Source organism: Mesorhizobium sp. DxT (genome assembly GCF_058448885.1).
This window is the reverse complement of record NZ_JBZFLJ010000007.1, coordinates 178,988-203,510: the sequence shown is the minus strand read 5'-3', so window position 1 is coordinate 203,510 and position 24,523 is coordinate 178,988. Positions and strand designations below refer to the sequence as shown.

Annotated in this window: 23 protein-coding genes; 13 read left to right on the top strand and 10 right to left on the bottom strand. The window is 64.3% G+C overall.

The window, feature by feature from the left end; all coding sequences use genetic code 11:
* The first annotated feature begins 98 nt into the window (after positions 1 to 98).
* Positions 99 to 551 carry an Lrp/AsnC family transcriptional regulator gene (locus tag ACVJNE_RS15075; protein WP_499566814.1) on the top strand — a complete coding sequence of 151 codons (453 nt, stop codon included), beginning with the start codon at positions 99 to 101 and terminating at the stop codon, positions 549 to 551.
* On the opposite strand, the gene ACVJNE_RS15070 is transcribed toward ACVJNE_RS15075, so the two are convergent.
* Genes ACVJNE_RS15070 through ACVJNE_RS15060 form a run of 3 tightly spaced genes read right to left on the bottom strand, consistent with a single transcriptional unit; the run spans position 548 to position 2,366 of the window.
* On the bottom strand, positions 548 to 676 hold the full coding sequence (locus ACVJNE_RS15070) for a hypothetical protein (RefSeq protein WP_280515724.1): 129 nt from the start codon (positions 674 to 676) through the stop codon (positions 548 to 550). The genes ACVJNE_RS15075 and ACVJNE_RS15070 overlap by 4 nt on opposite strands.
* Before the next feature lie 26 nt (positions 677 to 702).
* Complete coding sequence (locus ACVJNE_RS15065; protein ID WP_499566812.1) at positions 703 to 1,926, bottom strand: cytochrome-c peroxidase; 1,224 nt, start codon at positions 1,924 to 1,926, stop codon at positions 703 to 705.
* 8 nt (positions 1,927 to 1,934) lie between these two features.
* Positions 1,935 to 2,366: a FixH family protein gene (locus ACVJNE_RS15060; RefSeq protein WP_499566810.1), complete on the bottom strand. Its 432-nt coding sequence runs from the start codon at positions 2,364 to 2,366 to the stop codon at positions 1,935 to 1,937.
* Between the two features lie 133 nt (positions 2,367 to 2,499).
* Between ACVJNE_RS15060 and ACVJNE_RS15055 the strand changes: the two genes are divergently transcribed.
* Positions 2,500 to 3,417, top strand: coding sequence for a sugar kinase (locus tag ACVJNE_RS15055; protein WP_499566808.1), 918 nt, complete (start codon positions 2,500 to 2,502; stop codon positions 3,415 to 3,417).
* Between the two features lies 1 nt (position 3,418).
* On the opposite strand, the gene ACVJNE_RS15050 is transcribed toward ACVJNE_RS15055, so the two are convergent.
* From ACVJNE_RS15050 to ACVJNE_RS15040, 3 genes are all read right to left on the bottom strand, one after another.
* Entirely contained in the window at positions 3,419 to 4,438 is a 1,020-nt protein-coding gene (locus ACVJNE_RS15050) for an aldose epimerase family protein (RefSeq protein WP_499566806.1), read from the bottom strand.
* 31 nt (positions 4,439 to 4,469) lie between these two features.
* A complete protein-coding gene (locus ACVJNE_RS15045) occupies positions 4,470 to 5,927 on the bottom strand; it encodes an NAD-dependent succinate-semialdehyde dehydrogenase (RefSeq protein ID WP_499566804.1) in 1,458 nt (485 codons plus the stop codon).
* Between the two features lie 85 nt (positions 5,928 to 6,012).
* Entirely contained in the window at positions 6,013 to 6,963 is a 951-nt protein-coding gene (locus ACVJNE_RS15040; protein WP_499566997.1) for an AEC family transporter, read from the bottom strand.
* A gap of 128 nt (positions 6,964 to 7,091) precedes the next feature.
* Between ACVJNE_RS15040 and ACVJNE_RS15035 the strand changes: the two genes are divergently transcribed.
* From ACVJNE_RS15035 to ACVJNE_RS15010, 6 genes are all read left to right on the top strand, one after another.
* Positions 7,092 to 7,652 carry a histidine phosphatase family protein gene (locus ACVJNE_RS15035; RefSeq protein ID WP_499566802.1) on the top strand — a complete coding sequence of 187 codons (561 nt, stop codon included), beginning with the start codon at positions 7,092 to 7,094 and terminating at the stop codon, positions 7,650 to 7,652.
* Between the two features lie 109 nt (positions 7,653 to 7,761).
* Positions 7,762 to 8,046: an acyl carrier protein gene (locus tag ACVJNE_RS15030; protein ID WP_173192011.1), complete on the top strand. Its 285-nt coding sequence runs from the start codon at positions 7,762 to 7,764 to the stop codon at positions 8,044 to 8,046.
* 33 nt (positions 8,047 to 8,079) lie between these two features.
* The gene (locus ACVJNE_RS15025; RefSeq protein WP_499566800.1) at positions 8,080 to 9,264 is read left to right on the top strand and encodes a beta-ketoacyl-ACP synthase; all 1,185 of its coding nucleotides are present in this window, start codon (positions 8,080 to 8,082) and stop codon (positions 9,262 to 9,264) included.
* A gap of 16 nt (positions 9,265 to 9,280) precedes the next feature.
* The gene (locus ACVJNE_RS15020; protein ID WP_499566798.1) at positions 9,281 to 10,555 is read left to right on the top strand and encodes a beta-ketoacyl-ACP synthase; all 1,275 of its coding nucleotides are present in this window, start codon (positions 9,281 to 9,283) and stop codon (positions 10,553 to 10,555) included.
* Between the two features lie 38 nt (positions 10,556 to 10,593).
* A complete protein-coding gene (locus ACVJNE_RS15015; protein WP_499566796.1) occupies positions 10,594 to 11,622 on the top strand; it encodes a zinc-binding dehydrogenase in 1,029 nt (342 codons plus the stop codon).
* Complete coding sequence (locus ACVJNE_RS15010; RefSeq protein ID WP_499566794.1) at positions 11,622 to 12,566, top strand: lipid A biosynthesis lauroyl acyltransferase; 945 nt, start codon at positions 11,622 to 11,624, stop codon at positions 12,564 to 12,566. The genes ACVJNE_RS15015 and ACVJNE_RS15010 overlap by 1 nt, the downstream gene beginning before the upstream one ends.
* 16 nt (positions 12,567 to 12,582) lie before the next feature.
* Here ACVJNE_RS15010 and ACVJNE_RS15005 read toward each other — a convergent pair whose 3' ends face one another.
* The 4 genes from ACVJNE_RS15005 to ACVJNE_RS14990 form a co-directional block, all read right to left on the bottom strand.
* Positions 12,583 to 13,509, bottom strand: a complete 927-nt coding sequence (locus ACVJNE_RS15005) for a dimethyl sulfoxide reductase anchor subunit family protein (RefSeq protein WP_499566792.1) — start codon at positions 13,507 to 13,509, stop codon at positions 12,583 to 12,585.
* Between the two features lie 233 nt (positions 13,510 to 13,742).
* A complete protein-coding gene (locus ACVJNE_RS15000) occupies positions 13,743 to 14,504 on the bottom strand; it encodes a 4Fe-4S dicluster domain-containing protein (protein ID WP_499566790.1) in 762 nt (253 codons plus the stop codon).
* Positions 14,501 to 17,341 (bottom strand): molybdopterin oxidoreductase family protein, encoded by a 2,841-nt coding sequence (locus tag ACVJNE_RS14995; RefSeq protein WP_499566788.1) that lies wholly within the window; start codon positions 17,339 to 17,341, stop codon positions 14,501 to 14,503. Before ACVJNE_RS14995 ends, ACVJNE_RS15000 begins: the two co-directional genes overlap by 4 nt.
* A gap of 102 nt (positions 17,342 to 17,443) precedes the next feature.
* Positions 17,444 to 17,872, bottom strand: a complete 429-nt coding sequence (locus ACVJNE_RS14990) for a L,D-transpeptidase (RefSeq protein WP_173192032.1) — start codon at positions 17,870 to 17,872, stop codon at positions 17,444 to 17,446.
* 181 nt (positions 17,873 to 18,053) lie between these two features.
* On the opposite strand from ACVJNE_RS14990, the gene ACVJNE_RS14985 reads away from it, so the two are divergent.
* The 5 genes from ACVJNE_RS14985 (at position 18,054) to ACVJNE_RS14965 (ending at position 24,440) form a co-directional block, all read left to right on the top strand.
* On the top strand, positions 18,054 to 19,334 hold the full coding sequence (locus ACVJNE_RS14985) for an acetylornithine deacetylase/succinyl-diaminopimelate desuccinylase family protein (protein ID WP_499566786.1): 1,281 nt from the start codon (positions 18,054 to 18,056) through the stop codon (positions 19,332 to 19,334).
* A gap of 105 nt (positions 19,335 to 19,439) precedes the next feature.
* Complete coding sequence (locus ACVJNE_RS14980) at positions 19,440 to 20,921, top strand: ABC transporter substrate-binding protein (protein WP_499566784.1); 1,482 nt, start codon at positions 19,440 to 19,442, stop codon at positions 20,919 to 20,921.
* A 74-nt stretch (positions 20,922 to 20,995) separates the two neighbouring features.
* Complete coding sequence (locus ACVJNE_RS14975) at positions 20,996 to 21,943, top strand: ABC transporter permease (protein WP_499566995.1); 948 nt, start codon at positions 20,996 to 20,998, stop codon at positions 21,941 to 21,943.
* Positions 21,940 to 22,812, top strand: a complete 873-nt coding sequence (locus tag ACVJNE_RS14970; RefSeq protein ID WP_499566782.1) for an ABC transporter permease — start codon at positions 21,940 to 21,942, stop codon at positions 22,810 to 22,812. Before ACVJNE_RS14975 ends, ACVJNE_RS14970 begins: the two co-directional genes overlap by 4 nt.
* Complete coding sequence (locus ACVJNE_RS14965) at positions 22,809 to 24,440, top strand: ABC transporter ATP-binding protein (RefSeq protein WP_499566780.1); 1,632 nt, start codon at positions 22,809 to 22,811, stop codon at positions 24,438 to 24,440. The genes ACVJNE_RS14970 and ACVJNE_RS14965 overlap by 4 nt, the downstream gene beginning before the upstream one ends.
* Positions 24,441 to 24,523 lie beyond the last annotated feature (83 nt).

Here is a 24,523-nt window from a genome sequence, read left to right as displayed (position 1 = left end):
CATGCCCTGCTCCAGCCGCCTTTACCAAACCTGTCGACTTCATAGGCGGCACGGTCTAATGAATGCCAGAAATTCGGACCAATTGGACCATACGAGCCGTGGCAGAAGATCAACTGGACCGCATCGATCGCAATATAGTGGCGGCTCTGTTGCGCGATGCACGGCTTTCCATGGCAGAACTCGGCCGCAAGGTCGGTCTTTCGAAGACGCCGGTGATGGCGCGCGTGCGGCGGCTGGAGCGCGACGGGTTCATTCGGGGCTACGCGGCAATCGTCGATCGCGAGCGCATGGGCCAGGGCCACATCGCCTTCGTCCAGGTCAAGCTTTCCGATACCCGGTCTGCCGCGCTCGATGCTTTCAACAAGGCGGCTCTATCCGTGCCGGAGATCGAGCAATGCCACATGATCGCGTCGAGCTTCGACTATCTGCTCAAGGTGCGCACGAAGGACATCGCGGCCTACCGGCGCGTGCTCGGCGAGCGCATCTCGGCCCTGCCCCATGTCGCGCAGACATCCACCTATGTGGCGATGGAAACGGTCAAGGACCGCTAGAGCCCCAGCCTGTCGACCACCCGGCTTATCTCGCCGACCACGGTTCTGGTGACGATCCAGTCGCCGTAGATCGATTCCCACAGGATGAACAGCGTCACTGTCATGATCACGATAACGTATCGCATGACATATCCCCCAGAATTCCGGGAGCTTAACGCGTCGCACCTCCAACTGACAACGGGCCATCAAGTGTCTTCAGGAAAGCAATGAGAGCCGCGCGGCCGCGATCGGTGAAGATCACGCCGCGCAACTCGCTATGGCCGGCGGGCGCCTCCGGCGCTCGCGAATAGTGGTCGATGACGTCTTCAAGCGTCGCGATCTGGCCCGAATGCATGTAGGGCGGCCGCGAGGCCGCGCCGCGCAGCGACGGCGTCTTGAAAGCGCGCTCGAACTCATGGCTGTCGCGCACCATGAAGCGCAGCTCGTCGCAGCCCTCGCCTGCCGCATCGCTGTAAGGGCCGAGGCAGTTGAACGGATCGGCAAGCACCTTGTCCACCGCCTGCGCCCTGCCCTGGTCCTTCGGCAGGCCGGGTACGGCCGCAACGCCGGTGTTGTGGAAGAAATCGTCCGTGAAGCGGGGACCGTTGTGGCAATCCACGCAGTTGGCCTTGCCGATGAAGAGCTTCAGGCCTTCGATCTCCAGGGAATTGAACGCCGCGTCGCCCTCGGGCTTGCGTCCCGCAAGGATCGCCTCGGCGAAGCGGTCGAAACGCGTTTCCTCGTGTGCAATGGTGCGCTGAAAGGCGGCTATGGCTTTGCCGATATTGGCGAACACGGCGTCGACCTGGCTGCGCTGTTCATCTTCCATCTTCGCCCATGCCGCCTGCTGTGTCACCGTGCCGAGCGGCGAGGCATCCTCCGGCAGCGCCGACAGGTCCGGCAGCGGCCCGAACAGGCCTTCGTAGTCCCGACGATACTGTCCCGCGACCAGATGGGCGAAGGCGGTGCGGTTGCCGGCGTGCTCACGCGCATCTTCGAGCGGGCCGAGCGCCTGCGCCCAAAGGCTGTCCTTGCGCCCGTCCCAGAAGAACCATTGCCCGTGCGACACGTTCGCGAGCGGCATGGTGCGTCGGTCAGTGACGCCCACGCCCTGTGCCAGCGCAAGGTCGTCCTGGAACTGACGGTCCGGCAGATGGCAGGTGGCGCACGAAACCGTGCCTTCGCCCGAAAGCCGCGTGTCGAAGAATAGGGCCTCGCCAAAAGCCGCGGCAGCCGGATCATCTGCGACCGCGTTGCTCGGGTCCGGCGGCAGGGGGCCAAGCTGTGACAGGCGCAACTGGCCGATCAGGCGTTTTTCCTCCTCCGAGAACTGCTCGGCAGAGCAGCCGCTCAGCAAAGCCGCCGATAGCAGGATGAGGAATATGGCGCGCGGCATCTTCAAGCTCACAGAACGATGTTGAACTCGGCTTCGTCGTTGCCTGCAGGAGCGGAAATGGCGAACTTCAGCACCCACCAGCCGCCCATGTTGAATCGCACGCCCTCAATGCGGTACCGCCCCTCGCCAAGATGCCCGGTCGATTGAGGGACGGTAGGCAGTCCATGCCCGTGCTGCGGCATGCCACCATCGACGGTGATTTCGGCATCCGAGACAGGTTCGCCGTCCGGCGTTTTCACGGTAACGATCCAGCCGTGCAGCGCGCCCTGCTGGATGGGCTCGGCCTCCGGCTCGATCGCAACAGCGTATTTTCCTGCAGCGGACATCTTCTCACGCGCCACATCGAGATCGGCCGGCGGCGGCGACATCATGCGCATGGCGTAAAACCCGGCCACGGCCAGAACCACCAGAATTATGGCGGCGATTATCCACTTCCTCATTGCAGGTCTCCCGGTTCGATTTGCTAGAGCTAGGGCTTCCCGTTGCTGGAAGGTCAAGCACAAATCTGTCGTGCATTGCGCACCTGCGACCGCACCGCTAGACAGTGGCCGCCAACCACAGGAGAAGCTGCGGATGAACGGAATCGCGTCGATCGGAGAATGCATGCTGGAGCTGACCGGCAGCGGGGCCGACTGGCGAATGGGGCACTCCGGCGATACGTTCAACGTTATCTGGACGATGCGCGCCTTGCTGCCTGAAAACCGAACGACCGATTACGTCAGCGCTTTCGGCGACGACGCGTTTTCCGCGCAACAACTGGCGTTCTTCGCCGAAAACGGCATCGGTACCGCCTCCAGCCCGCGTATTCCCGGCGCGCGACCCGGCCTCTATGCGATCAGCCTCGACGGCGCCGAGCGATCCTTCACATACTGGCGCGCCGACGCTGCCGCGCGTCGCCTTGCCGACGACGCCGCTCTTCTGTCGAAAAGCCTTGAAAACCGATCACTTGTCTACTTCTCCGGAATCACCGTGGCAATTCTGGAAGACACGCAGCGCGCAACGCTCCTGCAAGCCATCGAGGCCGCGCGCGACGCCGGCAGCCTGATCGCGTTCGATCCCAATTACCGACCTCGCCTGTGGCAGTCGGCCGAAGCGGCACGCACGGCGATCGATGCAGCGCTTTCGGTCGCCGATATTGTTCTGCCGACCTTTCCCGACGAGCAGGCGCTCTACGGCGATACCGCCCTCGCAGCGACCGCCGAGCGGATCGCAAACGCGGGGCCGAAGGAAGTCGTGGTCAAGGATGGAGCGGAGCCTGCGCTGGTTGTGACCGGCACCGACAGCTCGACCGTCGCCGCCACCCACGTCGCGAACCCAGTCGACACCACCGGGGCGGGCGATTCTTTCAACGGCGGCTATCTCGCCGCGCGTCTGCTCGGCCACGATCCCATTGACGCGGCCAGCCGCGCTCATCGGGTTGCCGCGGCAGTCGTTCAGGTCCGCGGCGCACTGGCGCCCGTCGAAGTCCTGCGCGAGGCGTTCGCAGGCTGAGTCAGACCTCGCTCAGCAGGCTGAAGCGGAATTCGCTGCGCTGATGGTATTCTTCCCCAGGCCGCAACACCGACTGCGGGAAATAGGGCCGGTTCGGCGCATCCGGCCATCCTTGCGGCTCCAGGCAGAAGCCCGCGAATGAGCGATAGACGATGCCGTCAAGGCCGGGAACCTGCCTGTCTGGGAAGTGGCCGCTGAAGAACTGCAGCCCCGCCTCGGTCGTCCAGACCTCCATTTCGACACCAGACCGTTCGCCCTGCGCCCACGCCACCTGCCGGAATGGTTGGGGTGCGGCCGAAAGGCAGAAATTGTGGTCGTAGCGCGTTTCCTGCCCTGTCGTCTGGCGGATCGTACGCGGAACCACGAAATCGAACGGCGTACCCTCGACCGGCAGGACAGCCCCCGTCGGCACACATTGCTCGTCGATCGGCAAATAGGCCTCAGCCGATATCGAGAGGCGATGGTCGTGGATCGGGCGGGTGCCGCCATCGTTCAGGTTGAAATAGGAATGGTGGGCGAGATTGCAGAGCGTCGGCCGGTCGCAGGTCGCCGTCAACTCGACGGACAAGGTGCCGGGCGGCTTCAGCCGATACGTGCAAGCCACGTCGAGCGTGCCGGGAAAGCCCATTGCGCCGGCAGGATCGCCGATGGTCAGGGTTACGAAATCGGTGCCGTGGCCGGCCAGCCGCCACACACGCCTGTCGAGCCCCCGTCCACCGCCATGCAGCGTGTTTCCGTTGTCGTTGCGGTCGGTCTCGAAGCGTTCGCCGTCCAGTGCAAACTTGCCGCGCGCGATGCGGTTTGCCTGTCGGCCGACGATTGCCCCGAAATAGAGCGAGTGGTCGAGATAATCGTCCAGGCGCTCGAAACCCAGCACCAGCGGCGCGTCATGACCATCCAGACGCAAATCCTGGACAATCGCACCATAGGTTAGAATGCTGGCGCGAAGCCCGCCTCCGGCGATCCGGATGCGTTGGACCGGTTCGCCGTCCTTCGTCTCGCCAAAATTCTCGATGTCCATCGACACCCCGCCAGCCTTTATTCCAAGGCCGCTAAAGGCCAAGCCCGCCGATGCATACATATTTGGTGTCGAGATAATCCTCGATGCCCTGATGGCCGCCTTCTCGGCCGAGGCCGGATTCCTTGACGCCGCCGAAGGGCGCTTCCGGCGTGGTGATGAGGCCCTCGTTTATTCCGACCATCCCGTATTTCAGCCCTTCCATCACGCGGAAGGCGCGACCAAGGTCACCGGTGTAGAAGTAGCAGGCGAGGCCGAACTCCGTGTCGTTGGCGAGCGCCACCGCCTCCTCCTCGGTCTCGAAGCGGAAAACCGGCGCCACGGGGCCGAAAATCTCCTCCTTCATGAACTTCATGTCAGGTGTGGCTCCCGAGATAACCGTTGGCTGGAAGAAGGAGCCGCCAAGCTCATGCCGCTTGCCGCCGGTCACGACCTTGCCGCCCTTGGCTTGGGCGTCAGAGATGAATTCCTCGACCTTCTCGACCGCCTTGTCGTCGATCAATGGCCCCTGCTGGGTTCCGTCCTCAAGTCCGGGCCCGACCTTCAGCTTCTTCGAAGCATCGGCAAATTTCTCCACGAAGCGGTCGTAGATGCCCGCCTGAACGAAGAAGCGGTTGGTGCAGACGCAGGTCTGGCCGGAATTGCGATATTTGGCGACGACCGCCCCTTCGACAGCGCGGTCGATGTCGGCATCGTCGAAGATCAGGAAGGGCGCGTTGCCGCCGAGCTCCATCGAGACCTTCTTTACGGTCGACGCCGACTTCTCGATCAGGATCTTGCCGACCTCGGTCGACCCCGTGAAGGTGATCTTCTTGACGAGGGGGTTAGAGCAGATTTCGTCGCCGATTTCGCCAGCCGAGCCGGTGACGATGTTGACGACGCCCTTGGGGATGCCGACCTCCTCGCACAGCGCACCCCAGGCAAGCCCGGAATACGGCGTCTGGGAAGCGGGCTTCACGACAGCCGTGCAACCGGCCGCGATCGCCGGTGCGATCTTGCGTGCCAGCATCGAGGACGGAAAGTTCCAGGGCGTGATCGCGGCAATGACGCCGACAGGCTCCTTGGTGACGATGACCCGGCGGTCCGCCCATGGGCTCGGCACGACGTCGCCATATGTCCGCCGCGCCTCCTCTGCGAACCACAGAACATAGGCCGCGGACGCGCCGACCTCCCCCTTGGATTCGGCGAGCGACTTGCCCTGCTCCATCGTCAGCAGCTCGGCAAGCGCATCCTGGTTGTCCATGATCGCGTCATGCAGCTTGCGCAGCATCTTGGAACGCTCGAGCGCCGATGTTTTCCGGAACGACTTGAAGGCGGCATCCGCGGCCTCGATGGCGCGGCGCGTCTCTGCTTTACCGGCCTTTGGCACGGTCCCGATCTTCAAGCCGGTGGCGGGATTGATCACGTCGATGACGGCACCGGAATCGGCCTGCACCCATTCGCCGTCGATGAGGTTGCCCTGGCGCATGAAATGGCTTGTCTTCTGCAGCATGGTGCTTTCTCCCTTGCGGCGCATCGGCGCCTCGTCCCGTTGATTCACTAACAGACTTAGCCGCATCCGCGCCGAAGCCAAGGCTTCACCCGAGAAACCTCTGCGCGACAGTCAGCCAGAACCCCGTGGTCAGGATCGCGCAGGCCGTGGAAATGGTCATGGTGTTCGAAGCCAGAACCTGCCCGGTGCCGAACCGGGTCGCGATGAGGTAGGGATTGACGCCGGTCGGCATCGAGGCAGCAACCAACAGAACCTGCGCTGGCAGTGGCGGAAGACCGATGACAATCACGGCGATCAGCACGACGCCGGGCAGAAGCATGAGTTTCAGGAACGAGAGCGCCAGCGCAGGCTTCACGTTGCCCGAAATGCCGAACTTGCGCAGACCGAGCCCCATCGCGAATAGCGCGACCGTGCCGGCGATGCCCGCGAAAGCATCGATGAATCGCATCCCCAATGAAGGCATCGGCAAGCCGGTGATCCGCCAGGCAAGGCCGGCGAGAATGCCAATGATCAGCGGGTTGGTGAAAAGGTTGCGCAGGAAGTCGCGCAGAACGCGGAGCGGGTCGGACGACTTGCCTTCCTTGCGACGCACCAGTTCGAACATGACGATCGAGGCGGCCATCATGATCGGCAGGTGCACGGAGAGTAAGAGCGACAGCACCTCGATTCCGGGTTGGCCGAACACACCCTGCATGAATGGAAGGCCGAGAAGCAGCAGGTTCGAGAACGAGGCTGCTATGCCCGCGACAACACCTGCGGCCGCGTCGCGACCGAATATCCGCGTCGCGACCATATGCCCCGCGATCCACACGACCGGCACCGAAGAAAAATAGGCAAGCCACAGCGACCACGGCGCCGCTCCGTGGAAATCGACCCCGGTCATGGTGCGGAACAGCAGAGCCGGCACGGCCACGACGATGGCGAAGTCGGTCAGAGCATCACCAACCTGAGGTCGCAGCAGACCGGCCCAGCCCGCGCAATAGCCGAGCCCGACCAGCCCGAAGACGAAGGCAATGGTTTCGACCACCGGGGACATGCCCGCGCGGTAGCGCAATTGCGCCGTCGCGGCAAGCTGCGGCATCGAAACCGCAAGCACAAAGCATTGGCTTGCCTTTCATGTCCCGATCCCGTCCCTATATCGGGAGCAGCAACAAAGGGTACCGGATGCTCCGTCTGACAACGATCGTCGTCGCCATTCTCCTTCTGGCAGGCACGCCAGCCAGCGCCACCGAGGCGGGATGGGCATTGCTGCGCAATGGCGGCCAGGTGCTGTTCCTGGTGCATGCCAACGCGCCGGGTTCCGGCGACCCGGCCAATTTCGACATCGAGAACTGCCGCACACAACGCAATCTGTCGGACCGGGGGCGTCAGCAGGCACGGCGCATCGGCGCGCTGATCTCGGCACGAGCCGAGCCGGTTGAGCAGGTTTACGCAAGCCGCTATTGCCGCACACTCCAGACCGCCCGCCTCGCATTCGGCGACGGGCTGGTCGAGGAAATGGACGCGCTCGACCCGCCTCCGGAAGTCGAGGAAGCCGCAAAATCAGCGCGGGAGGAAGTGATGGAGCTGATTCGCACCTACTCTGGTTCCGGCAATCTCGTGCTCGTCACACATCCCGAAAGTATCGAGGCGCTCGTCGGCGTAACCCCGCGCGAGGGCGAGGCAGTGATCGTTGCGCCGACCGATGAGGGTATCCACATCATCGGCCGGATCGTCTTCAATTGAGGGCAAAGGCGGCTACCTTTTTGGCTCTGGCTCTTTTCCTGCCCGTAAAAACCGATTAGAGAGCCGCCAGACCACGAACGAACAAGCCCTGCATTCAGAGGGAATCACAGTGACATCGACATTCGACAAGGTTGCCGACATCATCGCGGAGACCAGCGAGATCGACCGCGACACGATCACGCCCAAGAGCCACACGATCGACGACCTCGGCATCGACAGCCTCGATTTCCTCGACATCGTCTTCGCGATCGACAAGGAGTTCGGCATCAAGGTGCCGCTCGAGAAGTGGACCCAGGAGGTCAACGACGGAAAGGCTCCGGCCGAGGAATATTTCGTCATGGAAAACCTCTGCGCCAAGATCGATGGCCTCGTCGCGGCCAAGAACGCGACCTGAGCTTGTATGGCGGCGGCCTCGGATGAGCCCTGAATGAGCGCGCGCGACGTCGTCATTACCGGCATCGGCCTCGTCTCCTCGCTCGGCGAAGGCGCCGAGCGCCATTGGCATGTGCTGAGCACGCCCGGCGCGACGCCCGTGCTCGATGCAGAGCGCTTTCAGCCGTACACGATCCACCCGCTTCCCGCGATTGACTGGGGCCTGCAGATCGCCAAGCGAGGCGACCAGCGGCAGATGGAGACATGGCAGCGGCTGGGGACTTATGCGGCCGGTGTGGCGCTCGACGATGCCGACGCCAAGGACGAAGCGCTGCTGGCGACCATGGATATGGTCGTGGCTGCCGGCGGCGGCGAGCGCGATAGCGCGGTCGACCAGGCCATCCTCGACGCGGCACGCACCCGCAACGACCGCGACCTGCTTCTCAACGAGAAGCTCACAACCGAATTACGGCCCACGCTCTTTCTCGCCCAGCTATCCAACCTGCTGGCCGGCAACATATCGATCGTGCACAAGGTCACCGGCTCGTCGCGCACCTTCATGGGCGAAGAGGGTGCAGGCGTTTCGGCGATCGAAACAGCGGCGGCGCGCATCCGGTCGGGACAGTCGACCCATATGCTGGTTGGCGGCGCGTTCCAGACCGAACATCCGGACATGCTGCTGGGCTATGAGCTGGACGGCTTCCTGCACCGCAAGCGCTGGAAATCCGTGTGGCAGCGGGCCGCCAACGATGGCGGCGGCGTCATCACCGGCTCGGGCGCGGCTTTCCTCGTCCTTGAATCGCGCGAACACGCTGAAGCGCGCGGGCGCAATGCCTACGCCGCCATCGGCAGCGTAGCGTCCGGCCGGGCAAGGCGCAGCGAAGGCAATCTCGTCGAGGCGATCTCGGGTGTCGTCCGCGCGCTGGGCGCGCCAGACCAGCGCCTGATGGCCATCTCCGGCGCTTCGGGCGCGCATGCCGCGACAGGCGCGGAACGCAACGCGCTCCAGAGCGCGGGTGACTTCGCGATGCGTGGCTTCTCGACGTTGACCGGCCACCTCAAGGAAGCGCAGTTCCCCTTCGCGATCGCGCTGGCCGCACTCGCCATTCACAACGGCGCGCCCTACCCGGCCTTCGACGCGGAGAACGAGAGCCCGCTGGACGACGCTCCCGAAGCAGTCCTGGCAACCAGCATCGGCTATCATCGCTACGAGGGCGCTGCCCTCATCGTCAAGGCGTGAGCCGGAGGAAGACGCGATGCCCAGCACCACCGATCACCGTGGCCGCCCCGTTATCGCCGTAACCGGCGTTGGCGTCGTGACCTCGCTCGGCCAGGGCGTGGAGGACAACTGGACCGCGCTGACTTCGGGACGCTCCGGCATCCATCCGATCACCCGCTTCCCCACCGAACACCTGAACACCACCATTTCCGGCACAGTCGATTTTCTGGCTTCCAGCGACAAGGGCGCAAGCGCGCTGACCTACGAGCTTGCCGAGATCGCGGCGCTGGAAGCGGTTGCCGGCGCGGGCTACAATGTCGGCGATTTCGCCGGCCCATTGTTTCTCGCATCCCCTCCGGTCGAGCTCGACTGGCACGAACGGCTGGCGCTCTACGATTCTGCCGATCTCGATCTACCGGTTTACGAACGCCTGCTCGCCTCCGCGCGCGAGCAGCTTCGCCAGGAAATCTTCGAGGCTTCGCAGTTCGGCGCCATCGCCGACCGTCTAGCCGATCGCTTCGGCACGCGCGGCCTGCCGGTCACCCTGTCGACCGCCTGTGCATCCGGCGCAACCGCCATCCAGCTTGGCGTGGAAGCGATCCAGCGCGGCGAAAGCGATCGGGCGCTCGCCATCGGCGCGGACGGTTCGGCCACCGCCGAGGCGCTGATCCGCTTTTCGCTGCTTTCGGCACTCTCCACGCAGAACGAGCGGCCCGAAAAAGCATCGAAGCCGTTTTCGAAGGACCGCGACGGCTTCGTGCTGGCCGAGGGTTCGGCTGCCCTTGTGCTCGAATCGCTGGAAAGTGCACTTTCCCGCGGCGCGCCGGTGCTCGGCATCATGCGCGGCTGCGGCGAAAAGGCCGACGATTTCCATCGCACCCGTTCCAAGCCGGATGGCTCGCCTGCCATAGCCGCCGTTCATGCCGCCCTTGCCGATGCCGGCATGGACGCGGACGAAATCGAGTACGTGAACGCACACGGCACCTCGACGCCGGAAAATGACAAGATGGAACACCTGTCGCTTTCCACCGTATTCGGCGAGCGGATGAAGCGGATTCCCATCTCGTCCAACAAGTCGATGATCGGGCATACGCTGTCGGCGGCGGGCGCCATCGAGGCGGTGTTTTCGCTTCTGACTATGGCGCGCGGCGTCATCCCGCCGACCATCAATTATGACCATCCGGATCCGGCGATCGAGCTCGACGTCGTGCCCAACGTGAAGCGCGACGCCGAGGTCGGCACTGTGATTTCCAACTCCTTCGGCTTCGGCGGTCAGAATACGTGCCTTGTCATGGCGCGGGAACCGGTCTAGTCCGCTTCCGCAAACGCCAGACAGAAGCGGATACTCCCATGCGCGCACTGCAACTCGTCGAGGATCGGCGGCTTGAATCCGTCGACCTGCCCCCGCCCCCGCCTCCCGGTCTCGGAGAGGTCACTGTCAGGATCAGGGCGGTTGCGCTCAACCACATCGATGTCTGGGGCTGGCGTGGCATGGCGTTCGCCAAGCGCAAGATGCCGCTGGTCGTCGGCGCGGAGGCCTCCGGCGAGGTTGAGACCGTCGGCGAAGGGGTTTCCAACCTCGCACCGGGCCAGCTCGTTTCGATCTATGGCGCGCGCACCTGCGGTCGCTGCCGCGCCTGTCGCGAGAAGCGCGACAATCTCTGCGAGCATGTGTCGGGCGTCCACGGCTTCCATCTCGACGGCTTCGCGCAGGAAAAGGTCAACCTGCCTGCGCGGCTTCTGGTGCCGGCACCGCCAGGCGTCGACGAGATCGGCGCGGCCGTTGCGCCCGTCACCTTCGGCACGGTCGAGCACATGTTGTTCGACAACGCGAAGCTGCAGCCGGGCGAAACCATCCTCGTCCATGCGGGCGGTTCCGGCATTGGCTCGGCCGCGATCCAGCTCGCGCGGCGCATGGGCTGCACAGTCATCACGACCGTGGGCTCGGACGACAAGATCGAGAAGGCCAAGGCGCTGGGCGCGGACCACGTCATCAACTACCGCGAAGACCGCTTCGAAGGCGTCGTGCGCAAACTGACGAAGAAGAAGGGTGTCGACGTTGTCTTCGAACATGTCGGCGCCGACACGTGGGCCGGCTCGATGCTGTGCATGAAGCGCGGCGCGCGCCTCGTCACCTGCGGCTCGACCTCGGGTGTGTCCACCAGCATGAACCTGATGCAGCTCTTCCAGCAGCAGCTCAAGATATTCGGCTCCTTCGGCTGCCGGATGGAAAACATGGCCGATGCCATGCAGAAGATGGCCGCCGGCATCGTCCACCCGGTCATCGACACCGAAGTCGGTTTCGACGACATCGGCCGTGCGCTGGAGCGCATGGAAGGCCGCGAGGTTTTCGGCAAGATCATCCTGCGGATTGCGTGATGAGTGAGGGCCGCGCGCCATTCCTTCGGCCGCTGGTTGCAAGGACCCTGCGCTTTCTCAAGCAGGCGGAGTATTGGCTGACGGCACAGGCCGCCATGGCAGCGCTTTGGCTCCTGCGCCTGCTGCCGCCCGATCGCGCGCTCGATTTCGCCGATCGCGTGGCGCGCCGCATCGGTCCGTGGTTTGGACGTCATCGTGTCGCGCTCGACAATCTCCGCAACGCCTATCCCGAAAAGAGCGAGGAAGAGATACAGGCGATCGCCTCTGACATGTGGGGCAACATGGCGCGTCTGGCCGGCGAGTACGTCTTCCTGGACCAGCTTTTCGATTTCGAACCCAATTCGGACAAGACGGGCCGCGTCGAGGTCATCGGCGAGGAGATTTTCGTGCGCGTGCGCGCCAGCGACAAGCCGCACATCTTCTTCACCGCCCATACCGGCAATTTCGAGCTCCTGCCGGTTGCGGCAGCCTCGTACGAACTGCCGGTGACAGCGCTGTTCCGCGCCCCGAACAACCCCTACATCGCCAAATACATCTTCTCGACCCGCGCCGACGCAATGGGTGAACTGATCGCCTCGCGCGCCGGCGCAGCCTTCGGCCTCGCCCGCATCCTCGAACGCGGCGGCAATATAGGCGTCCTCGTCGATCAGAAGTTCCACAAGGGCGTGCCAACCACCTTCTTCGGACGGCCGTGCAACACCAGTCCGCTGGTGGCGAAGCTCGCGCGGCAGTATGAATGCGACGTCTATCCGGCTCGCTCTGTTCGGCTACCCGGCAACCGCTACCGTCTCGAGATTTTCGACAGACTGGAGCTACCGCGCACCGAGAAGGGAACGCTCGACGTGCAGGCGACCAGCCAGCTTCTCAACGACACGGTCGAAGGCTGGGTGCGCGAGCATCCAGGCCAGTGGATGTGGTTTCACAAGCGCTGGAAGACGAGCTGACGGAAGCTGCTGCGGCCTACTGTCCGTAATAATTCATCACCGCATGCCGCGCTTCGGCGAAGAACAGCCAGCGCTCGGTCAGGACACCGACGGCATGCGACACGACCGCAATTACGGCCAGCAGGACAGCGAGCGCCGGGGTGACGGCACCGGACAATAGCAGCGGCGCGACGGCCGCGACCGGCACGACGCCGCCGAGCAGCAGGCTGAGCCGCGCCAGCTTCGCCGCATGCTTGCGCGCCACCCTGAACCCCATCTCGCTGGTGAGATAGTTGTCGTTGAAATGCGGCCGCTCGAACAGCTTCACGCTGCCGATAAAGCCGAGGCCGGTCGCGCTTTCAGGTGTCGACAGTGGAACCTGCGACAGCATGTGTTGCCGCCACAGCCATTTCAACACCCAGGCCGCGACTAGCAGAACCACCGACAGCAGCGACAGCGCGAGTGCGTTGCCACCTCCAGAAACCGCGAAGAACAGACCGAGCAGGCTTCCGCCGGCGCCGGCAAAAAGCAGGTAGCAGGCCGGCGTGAGCGGTGTGTGCCACGCCTGCACCGCCCGCAGCGACGCATAGATCATCGAGGTGCAATAGACGGTGACGGCCGCCCCCAGCGTGCCGAGCAGGCCCGCAATCGGCAGGTAGCGCGACTGGAAGATCGCGCCATAGGCGGCGATACAGAGCGGAACGAAGGTGACGATCGCCATCACGCCCTCGCGCGACAGCCAGCTCGAGCGCCACTGCGACAGCGCCCGCCATGCGCGCTGCGGATTGCCCAGATGCAATGTCGATGACAGCAGACCGGCCGAGATCAGCGCCAGCGCGACGAAATGCGCGGTCTTGGTTGCGATCGACGCAGGGTCGAGCAGGCCGAGGCCGAGAACGGCCGCAAGCCCGTAACCCAGACCGGAAGCGGTCGTGAACGCGATGATGGAAAGGGCCGGGTGCATCTAGAAGCGAAGCCCCTGCGATGCCGCGTTCCTTCGCGCCCCCCTCTGTCCTGCCGGACATCTCCCCCACGAGGGGGGAGATCGCCACGCACACCTGCTTTCGCCAATCATCAACGCTGCAGAACGGGCACCGGCAGAATTGACGGCCGATCTCCCCCCTCGTGGGGGAGATGTCCGGCAGGACAGAGGGGGGCAACGTAGAGTGCCTTGCAAAGTCGAGAGCTGCACGACCATCAGATGCGGTCCAGCATATCGTCGACCCACGCAAAGAAACCCGTTGCCCCGCGCGTATCCTCCGCAGCCGGCACCGCCTTCGCTGCCAGCGGCTTTCGCGGGCGTGGCGGCAGGTATTTGTTGACAGGCCTTGTGCCCTGCTCCGGCATCAGATCCATGCCGCCACGTTCCGCCACCATGACCGATACGGCAGACCCCGGATCGGCTAGATCGCCGAAATGCCGCGCATTGGTCGGGCAGGTCCGCACGCAGGACGGCACGCGATCCACTTCGGGAATGGTCTCATTGTAGATGCGGTCGATGCAGAGCGTGCATTTCTTCATCACGCCGGCAGCAAGGTCCATCTCGCGCGCACCATAGGGGCACGCCCATGCGCACAGGCCGCAACCGATGCACATCTCCTCGTCCACCAGCACGATGCCGTCGTCGGTGCGCTTGTAGGAGGCGCCCGTCGGGCAGACGGTCACGCAGGGCGCGTCCTCGCAATGCAGGCAGGACTTGGGAAAGTGGATCAACCGCGCAGCGCCCGCCTCGCCCACCACCTCGCCGCCCTCGGGCGTCACCTCGAAGGAATGGATGCGGTTTAGGAACGTGCCTGAAACGTCCGGACCATAAGGGTCCTGATCGGACAAAGCGGCGCCGTATCCACCGGTGTTCCACTCCTTGCACGAGACCACGCAGGCATGACAGCCGACACAGACGTCAAGGTCGATGACGAGACCGAGCTTTTTGGGGGACGGCTGGGAAGGGAGAGACGTCATCGGCTCCACTCCTGCCCGTAGCGCAGGTCGTCGGCGACCTCACGCGTGCCACGCTTCTGCGGTTCGAAATGCGGCTGGCTTGCCACGTCGGGCTCGGCCTTCTCGATGTTTACCCGCAGGTCGTACCACGCCGCCTGGCCGGTGACGGGATCGGAATTCGACCAGCGCATGCCGTCGCCCTTCGGCGGCAGCAATTCATGGATCAGGTGGTTCATCAGGAAGCCTCTGGTCGCCTCCGGCGAAGCAGGGTCGAGTGCCCACGCCCCGCCCCGCTTGCCGATCGCGTTCCATGTCCACATCGTGTCGCGATTGACGGTCTCGGAACGTGCGATCTCGACCTTGATGCGACCGTGATGCGATGTCAGCCATATCCAGTCGCCGTCCTTCAGCCCGTGCGCGTCGCAGATCGCGCCGGGCACGTAGAGGGGGTTGCGGGTATGGATCTGGCGCAGCCACGCATTCATCGAGCCCCACGAATGGTACATCGCCATCGGGCGCTGCGTGATCGCGTGATAAGGGAAGGCCGACTTGTCCACCCCCGCTTCCTCGAATGGCTCGTACCATGACGGCAGCGGGGAGAAGGCAGACATGATGCGCTCGCGATAGGCTTCCGGCGTCACCGGCTCGCGAAGGCCCCGCGCCGACAGGCGGAACTTCTGCAGTTCTTCCGAATAGAGCTGGAACGTTACCGGCTGCGGCTGGTCGAAGAAACCCATCCGCACTGCAAAGTCCTGATAGGCCGCGTTTGCATGCTTGAAGAACTGCGCCTCGAGCGGGATATGCGCGGAGAAGAACGAACCGTTCTCGATATAGCGGTTCAACTGGTCGGGATTGGCCGCGCCCCTGCCCGTCCGGTCGGCTTCAAGGCCGCGAAACCCCGCCAGAGGCCCGATGCCGGGGCGCCTCTCATGGCGCACGATGTAATCGGCGTAGTCTGTGTAGAGCGGCTGCCCGCGACTGTCGGAAAAGCCAGGCAGGCGCAGCCGCGCGCCGAGGTCGATCAGCACGCTCTGGAAGGCGCGCACGTCGCGGTCTGGCTCGACCACCGGCCAGCGGATGGCGTCATTGACGGAATCCGGTTCCGAGATGGGCCGGTCGAGCAGCGAGATGCAGTCGTGGCGTTCGAGATATGTCGTATCGGGCAGGACCAGATCGGCATAGGCCACCATCTCCGACGAATAGGCGTCGGAATAGATGATCTTCGGGATGCGATACTCGCCGGTCGCCTCGTCCTTGTCCTCCAGCATCCTGATGACGCCGGCAGTGTTCATCGACGAGTTCCAGGCCATGTTGGCCATGTAGAGGAACAACACGTCGACCGGATACGGATCGCCGGCATGCGCGTTGGCGATGACCATATGCATCAGGCCATGGGCGGAGATCGGGGCATCCCAGGAAAACGCCTTGTCGATGCGCGTCGGCTTGCCCTCCGCGTCGACCAGAAGGTCTTCGGGCCCGAGCGGGAAACCTAGATGCGGCCCGGCAAGCGGCTGGTTGGAGCCGAAATGCTCCGACTTGCCGTGCGGACGCGGATGCGCGTGCAGGGGCTTCGGGTAAGGCGGCTCGAAACGGAAACCGCCGGGGCAGTCGATCGCGCCGATCAGCACCTGCAGCATGTGTAGCGCGCGCGCCGTCTGGAACCCGTTGGAATGCGCCGAGATGCCGCGCATCGCATGAAACGAGACCGGCCGGCCCACAAAGGTCTGGTGTCGTTCGCCATAAACATCCGTCCAGGGCTGCTCGATCTCAATCGCCTCGTCAAAGGCGACACGCCCGATTTCCTCGGCAAGGCCGCGAATGGTGGCGGCATCGATCCCAACGCGGTCGGCCACGGCCTCGGGTGCGTGGCGCGGATCGAGATACTCTTCCGCAAGCAACTGGAACGACGGCGCCACGGCGCGCCCGTCCGGCAGCGTCGTGCGCCCGGAAAGCGACGGACGCGCGCCCTTCGTCCCGGCCGCCACGACGCGCTCGGTCACGGTTTCGAAGACCAGCGGCTTGCCTTCAGCGTCCCGGGCGAAAAGCCTGTGATCGGCAGTGCCGGGCGCGTCGATCACCAGCCACGGCGCATTGGAATAGCGGACAAGGTAGTCGACATCGATCCGCCGCGCCTTGAGGAGCTCGTGGACGAGAGCCAGGATCAGCAGGCCGTCGGTTCCCGGCCGCACGCCGATCCAGTTGTCGGCAACCGCCGAATAGCCGGTGCGGACTGGATTGACCGAAACGAACCGCGCCCCGCGCTTCTTGAGCTTCGAGATGCCCATCTTGAGCGGGTTGGAATCGTGATCCTCGGCAACGCCGAACATCACGAACAGCTTCGTGCGCTCCCAATCCGGCGCGCCGAATTCCCAGAAGGCGCCGCCGATCGTCATGATGCCGGCAGCCGCCATGTTGACGGAGCAGAAGCCGCCATGCGCGGCATAGTTGGGCGTGCCGAACTGCTGTGCCCAGAAGCTGGTGAGCGATTGCGACTGGTCGCGTCCTGTGAAGAAGGCGAGCTTCTTCGGATCGCGGTCGCGTACCTCGCCGAGCCACCCGGTAGCGAGCGTCAACGCTTCGTCCCAGGAAATCTTGCGGAATTCGCCCGATCCGCGTGGACCGGTACGCAGCAGCGGCGAATCGAGCCGCGCGGGCGCATAGTGCTGCATGATGCCGGACGAGCCTTTGGCGCAAAGCACGCCGCGATTGACCGGATGATCACGGTTGCCTTCGATGTAGCGGATCTTGCCGTCCTTGAGGTGCACATCGATCCCGCAACGGCAGGCACACATATAGCAGGTCGTCTTCCGGACCTCGTCCGAAACAGGTCTCGAAAGTTCGACCCGGTGATCCGACATCGTTGAACGCTCCCTCACCTCCTCAGGTCTATGCAAGACGGTTCGGGATTGAAATGCCGGAAACGCGACATGAAGTGGAATATTTTTCGCCGGCTGGCGGTCTCAGTTTTCCACGATGATGCGCGTGTTGCCTGCACCCACCTGGCGCACCAGCCGGTAGAAGGCTTCCGCGTTGGGCGTCGCGAGCCGCACGCAGCCATGCGAGGCAGGCTGTCCAAGCCGGCTGACGGCATCCGTTCCGTGTACCGCCCAGCCGCGGTCGTAGAAGACGGCAAAGGGCATCGGCGCGTTGTCGTAGGTGCGCGAGAGCCAAAGCTTATGCACTCTGTAGGGCCGGAACTCGCCACGCGGCGTCGTATAACCGGCACGCGCGGTCGAAACGGGCCACTCGTAGAGCACCTTGCCGTAATGCGTGACCGTCATCTTCTGCGCGGCGACGTCAACGCGCGCCACGACACTGGATGCCTGGGCCGAAAGGCCGGAAAAGAGCAACAACGCCGCCGATGCAGCGGCCAGCACAAACCTGTTCATGCGTCGAACCCCAAACTGTCCCATCCCACAAAGCACATTGTGCACCCTTGGGTGATTTCGGGCGAGTCTGACGCAGATTTCCTAACAATCTTTCGCATATCGGGCTGGCTGGCATCATGAAATCAGGCTGGACCAAACAGCCTGCTTGCCAGCCCCCATGCCCGCCTGCTCAATAGCGCCCATGAACGAACAGCTCTTCCGCGCCATAGACGACCGCCGCGACGAACTCGTCGCTCTAACTGCCGACCTGATCCGCTTTCCCACGGTGAACCCGCCGGGTGAGGCCTACACGCCCTGCGCCGAATTCATCGCCAACCGGCTGAGGAAGCGGCGTTTCGAGACCCAGCTTATTAGGGGGCAGGACACGCCGGGCGATTCGGACCGCTACCCGCGCACCAACGTCGTCGCCCGGTTCGACGGACGCGGCCACGGCCCCACGGTGCATTTCAACTCGCATATCGACGTGGTGGAGGCTGGCGAAGGCTGGACGGTCGATCCCTATGGCGGCATCGTGAAGGATGGCCGCGTGTACGGCCGCGGCGCCTGCGACATGAAGGGCGGACTCGCGGCCTCCATCATCGCCGCCGAAGTTTTCATGGACGTCTATCCGGATTTTCCGGGCGCCATCGAAATTTCGGGCACTGTCGACGAGGAGTCCGGCGGCTTTGGCGGCGTTGCATATCTTGCCTCCAAGGGCTTCTTCTCGAAGCCGCGCGTCGACCACGTCATCATTCCCGAACCACTCAACAAGGACCGCATCTGCCTCGGTCATCGCGGCGTCTGGTGGGCGGAGATCGAGACCAAGGGCAGGATCGCGCACGGCTCCATGCCGTTCCTCGGCGATTCGGCGATCCGACACATGGGCGCGGTGCTGCACGCCTTCGAGGAAGAGCTTTTCCCAGCGCTCGACCGCAAGCAGACCCAGATGCCGGTGGTGCCGGAAGGTGCGCGCCGCTCGACGATGAACATCAATTCGATCCACGGCGGCCAGACCGAGGATTTCTTTCCCGGCCTGCCCTCGCCCAACGTCGCGGATACATGCCGCACGGTGATAGACCGGCGCTTCCTGCTCGAAGAATCCATCGACGAGGTGAAGGGCGAGGTTACTTCCATCCTCGACCGCCTGAAGCGCGAACGCCCGAAATTCGACTATTCGATCCGCGACCTGATGGAAGTCCAGCCGACCATGACGGAGCGCGACGCCCCGGTTGTGACTGCGGTTGCCGAAGGCATCCGTGAAATCTTTGGCAAGGAGCCGGACTACGTGATTTCGCCCGGCACCTACGACCAGAAGCATGTCGCCCGCATCGGCCACCTGCACGATTGCATCGCCTACGGCCCCGGCATCCTCGATCTCGCCCACCAGCCGGACGAGTGGGTCGGCATCGACGACATGGTCGAATCCGCCAAGGTCATGGCCATCGGGCTGGATGTGCTGTTGCGCGGCGCTTTGCGTGGCTGAAGCCTCGAAGCGCTCATGTGCGCTTTGCGGCGCAACAAAGTCGATTTACTCCCCGTGCGTTTCGCGCTTTGATCGCCGGGGTTCAGTTTGCATCGGGAGATCGTCATGAAGCTTTTGAAATCCGTTCTCGTGGCCACGGCGCTTGCGCTCGCCACGTCGAGCGCGGCCATTGCCCAGCGCACGGACATCGTCATCGGCATGGTGCTTGAGCCGCCGCATCTCGATCCGACGGCCGGTGCCGCAGCCGCGATCAAGGAAGTCGGCTATGCGAACATCTTCGAAGGCCTGACCCGCATCGGCCCGGACGGCGCCGTACAGCCCGGCCTCGCCGACAGCTGGGAAATCTCCGACGATGGAAAGGTTTACACCTTCAAGCTGCGCACGGGCGTGAAGTTTCACGACGGCGCGGACTTCAGCGCCGAGGACGTGAAATTCTCCATCGACCGCGCCATGGCCGAGGATTCCGTCAATCCGCAGAAAGGCCTCTATTCGGCGATCGAGAAGGTGGAGGTTGTCGACCCGGCGACCGTCGTCGTGACCCTCAAGCACCCGCAGGGCGCGTTCCTGTGGAACATGGGCTGGGGTGAGGCAGCCATCGTCTCCCCGGCCTCTGCCGACGGCAACAAGGAAAAGCCCATCGGCACCGGCCCGTTCAAGTTCGAGAACTGGGCCAAGGGTTCTTCGATCACGCTGGTGAAGAACCCCGACTACTGGGGCGAAGAGGTCGCGCTCGACAAGGCCGAGTTCCGCATCATCCCGGACGCGGCCGCGGCTGTTCCGGCACTTCTGTCGGGCGACGTGCATGCCTTCTCCAACATGCCGGCCGGCGACGCCCTGCCGCAGATCGAAAGCGATCCGCGCTTCAAGGTCGTGATCGGCTCCACCGAGGGCGAGACCGTTCTGGCGACCAATAGCAAGAAGGAGCCGTTCGACAGGCTGGAGGTGCGCCAGGCCATCGCCCATGCGCTCAACCGCGACGAGATCATCGCCGGCACCCCGCCCGGCCTCGGCGTGCCGATCGGTTCGCACTTCGCGCCCCACCATCCGGCCTATGTCGACCTGACCGGCACCTATCCCCACGATCCTGAAAAGGCGAAGGAACTGCTGGCGCAGGCGGGCTTCCCCGATGGCTTCTCCGCGACGCTGAAGCTCCCGCCTCCCGGCTACGCCCGTGACGGCGGCCAGATCATCGCCTCGCAGTTGCGACAGGTGGGCATCAATCTCGAGATCATTCCGCTGGAATGGGCCGACTGGCTGAGCCAGGTCTTCACCGACAAGAACTACGACCTCTCCATCGTCTCTCATGTCGAGCCGATGGACATCGGCATCTATGCGCGGCCGGACTACTACTTCCAGTACCAGAACCCCGAGTTCAACGCGGTCATGGAAGAACTCGAGGTCACGATCGACGAGGCCAAGCGCAACGAGCTTTACGGCAAGGCCCAGCGCATCCTCGCGGAGGATGCCGTCAACGGCTTCCTGTTCCAGCTCCCCAAGGTCGGCGTGTGGGACGCGAAGATCGACGGCATGTGGGAGAACTGGCCGCTTTCGGTGGCCGACCTGACAAAGGTCCACTGGACCGAATAGTCTCGACAGCAACGATGCCTCCCCCGGCGCCAGCCGTGGGAGGCATCGTCTTGAAGGAAACCGCACCGCCCTCCATGACCGCCTTTCTCGCCAAACGCATCGGCATCGGCTTTCTCACGCTGATGGTCGCTTCGGCAGTCGTTTTCGGCGTGCTGGAGATTCTGCCCGGCGACCCGGCGCAGCTCATGCTGGGCATGAACGCGACCCCGGAAGCGCTGGCGAACCTGCGCGAGCAGATGGGGCTCAACCAGCCGGTGCTGCTGCGGTATTTCAACTGGGTCGGGGGCATGCTGGTGGGCGATTTCGGCCGCTCCTTCACCTATTCCTCGCCAGTCATCGACCTGATCGCCGAACGCGTGGTCGTGTCGCTGCCGCTGGCGATCATATCGCTCATACTGTCGACCGCGATCGCCATTCCCGTCGGCATCTTCTCGGCGGCCCGACGCGGCAAGGCCGCGGACACCGTCTCGATGGGCGCAGCACAGATCGGCGTCGCTATTCCCAATTTCTGGTTCGCGCTGCTGCTGATCTACGTCTTCGCGGTGTGGCTGAGGCTGGTGCCCTCCGGCGGCTTTCCCGGGTGGAGCGCCGGCATCTGGCCGGGCATCAAGGCGCTTCTCTTGCCGGCCGTAGCGCTTGCCCTTCCGCAGGCCGCGATCCTTGCCCGCGTGACCCGCTCCGCCATGCTCGAAGTGCTCGGCGAGGACTATATCCGCACCGCGCGCGCCAAGGGCATGCCGCGCCGTACCGTGTTGTGGCGGCACGCGCTCCGCAACGCGATGATACCGGTGCTGACGATCCTCGGCCTGCAATTCGCATTCCTGCTCGCCGGCACCATCATCATCGAGAACGTCTTCTATCTTCCGGGGCTCGGCCGGCTCGTCTTCCAGGCGATCACGCAGCGAGACCTGATCGTGGTGGAAGGTGTTGTCATGCTGCTCGTGGCGAGCGTGGTCGTCGTCAACATAATTGTCGACATCCTCTATGCCGTCGTCGACCCGCGGCTGAGGATCGCCGCATGAGCATGCAGCCGCTTTCCGCCGAACCGACCGGCTGGCGCGCGCTGGTCCGCATGGCGTTTGCCAACCGTTCCTTCCTGGTCGGCTTCATCATTACGGCACTGATCGCCGCGATGGCGCTCGTCTCGTTTTTGTGGACGCCTTACGACGTCACGCATCTTGTGGTCGCCGACCGGATGAAGGGGCTCTCGGCCGAGCACCCCTTCGGCACCGATCATTTCGGCCGCGACATCCTTTCGATGATCATGGTCGGCTCCCGCAATTCCATCGCGGTCGCGCTTGTGGCTGTCGGCATCGGCATGGGCATCGGCGTCCCGCTCGGCTGCTGGGCTGCGGCCCGCGGCGGCTGGATCGACGAGGCGCTGATGCGCTTCAATGACGTGGTGTTCGCCTTCCCCGCTCTGCTTTCGGCGGTGATGATTACGGCGATCTTCGGCCCCGGCGCCGTAAATGCGATCATCGCCATCGGCATTTTCAACGTGCCCGTCTTTGCGCGCGTCGCGCGCGCCGGCGCGCTATCGCTGTGGCCACGCGAATATGTTCTGGCTGCGCGGGCGGCGGGCAAGGGCAAGGCGCTCATCACCGTCGAGCACATCCTGCCCAACATTGCGTCGATCCTGCTGGTGCAGGGCACCATCCAGTTCGCGCTGGGCATCCTGGCCGAAGCAGGGCTTTCCTATCTGGGTCTCGGCGCACAGCCGCCTATGCCTTCGTGGGGGCGGATGCTGTTCGACGCGCAGACGCGCATGATGGTCGCGCCGCACCTCGCGATCTTCCCCGGCCTTGCCATCGTCATCACCGTTCTGGGCCTCAACCTCCTGGGTGACGGCCTGCGCGACATGCTCGATCCGAAATTGAGACGTCAGCGATGAGCCTGCTCGAAATCGAGAACCTGCGGCTCGACATCGGCGACACGCCGATCCTCAAGGACATCGACCTGACCATCGAACAGGGCGAGGTGATGGGGCTTGTGGGCGAATCGGGCTCCGGCAAGTCAATGACGGCACTGACCGTCATGCAGCTCCTGCCGGAAGCGGCACGGGCGCAAGGCCGCGTTACCTTCGACGGGATCGACATCCTGTCCGCCCCCGAAGCCGCGATGAATCGGTTGCGCGGCGATGACATCGGCATGGTTTTCCAGGAACCGATGACGGCGCTGAATCCGGTGAAGACCATCGGCGAGCAGGTCGCCGAGGGCATTCGCTGGCACACCGGCGCCAACCGCGCCGATGCCGAGCAGACCGCGCGCCAGATCCTCGACCGAGTCGGCCTGCCGGAAGCGAAGTTCCCGCTCGCACGCTATCCGCATGAGCTTTCCGGCGGCCAGCGCCAGCGCGTGGTCATCGCGATTGCCTGCGCCTTGAAGCCCAAGCTGCTGATCGCCGACGAGCCGACGACCGCACTCGATGTGGTGCTGCAGCAGCAGATACTCGAACTGCTGCGCGACCTCGTCGATGAGCGGAAGATGGGCCTGCTGCTGATCTCGCACGATCTCGCGGTCGTCGCTGACATGGCCGACCGCATCACCATCATGCGCCACGGCGAGGTGATGGAGGACGGCGAGACCGCGCGCACGCTTTCGGAGCAGGTGCATCCTTACACGCGTCAGCTCGCGCAGGCATCCATGCACGTGCCCGCGCGGAAACGGCATGCCACGGCGGATGCGATCAGTGACACCCCGCCTCTCCTCTCCGTCGAGAACGTCGTCCGCGACTATCCGGGGCGGCGCACCTCGCTTTTGCGCAAGCCGGCGCCGTTTCGCGCCGTGGACGGCGTCTCGTTCTCCCTGCGCGCAGGCCAGTCGGTGGCGCTGGTGGGGCGGTCCGGCTGCGGCAAATCCACCCTGGCGCGCATGGTTCTGGCGCTGGATCGGCCAACCGGCGGCGCGATCCGTCTCGATGGCGCGGAAGTCAGCGTGCTCGGCGAGGACGCGCTGAAGCCGCATCGGCGAAAGATGCAGGTCGTCTTCCAGGATCCCTACGGCTCGTTCAACCCGCGCCACAAGGTCGAGCGGCTGGTGGGCGAACCGCTGCATCTGCTGGAAAAGAAACCATCCGCCGCCGAGCGGCGCGAAATGGTCGCCGACGCGCTGCACGAAGTCGGCTTGCAGCCACGCGACATGGACAAGTATCCGCACGAGTTTTCGGGCGGCCAGCGCCAGCGCATCTCGATTGCCCGCGCGATCATCACCCGCCCCAGGCTGGTGGTGGCCGACGAGCCGGTCTCCGCACTCGACGTCTCGATCAGGGCACAGGTTCTCGATCTCTTCGCCGATCTCAACGACAGGCTGGGCGTCGCCTACCTCTTCATCACCCACGACCTCACCGTCGCGCGCGCCATCACCGACGAGGTGATGGTTATGCACGAGGGACGTATCGTGGAGGAAGGCAAGACCGGCCAGGTGCTGGACAATCCGCAGTCCGATGCGGCCAAGGCGCTGGTTGCCGCGGCACCCGACCTGCACCGGGCACTACGCAGGCGCTTGGCCGAACAGGGGTAGCGCCGAGGCCGTAAGGTTGAAGGTGCGTCCTTCGAGGCTCGCTGTGCTCGCAGGACGCACTGAGACGCCGTATCGGTCAAACG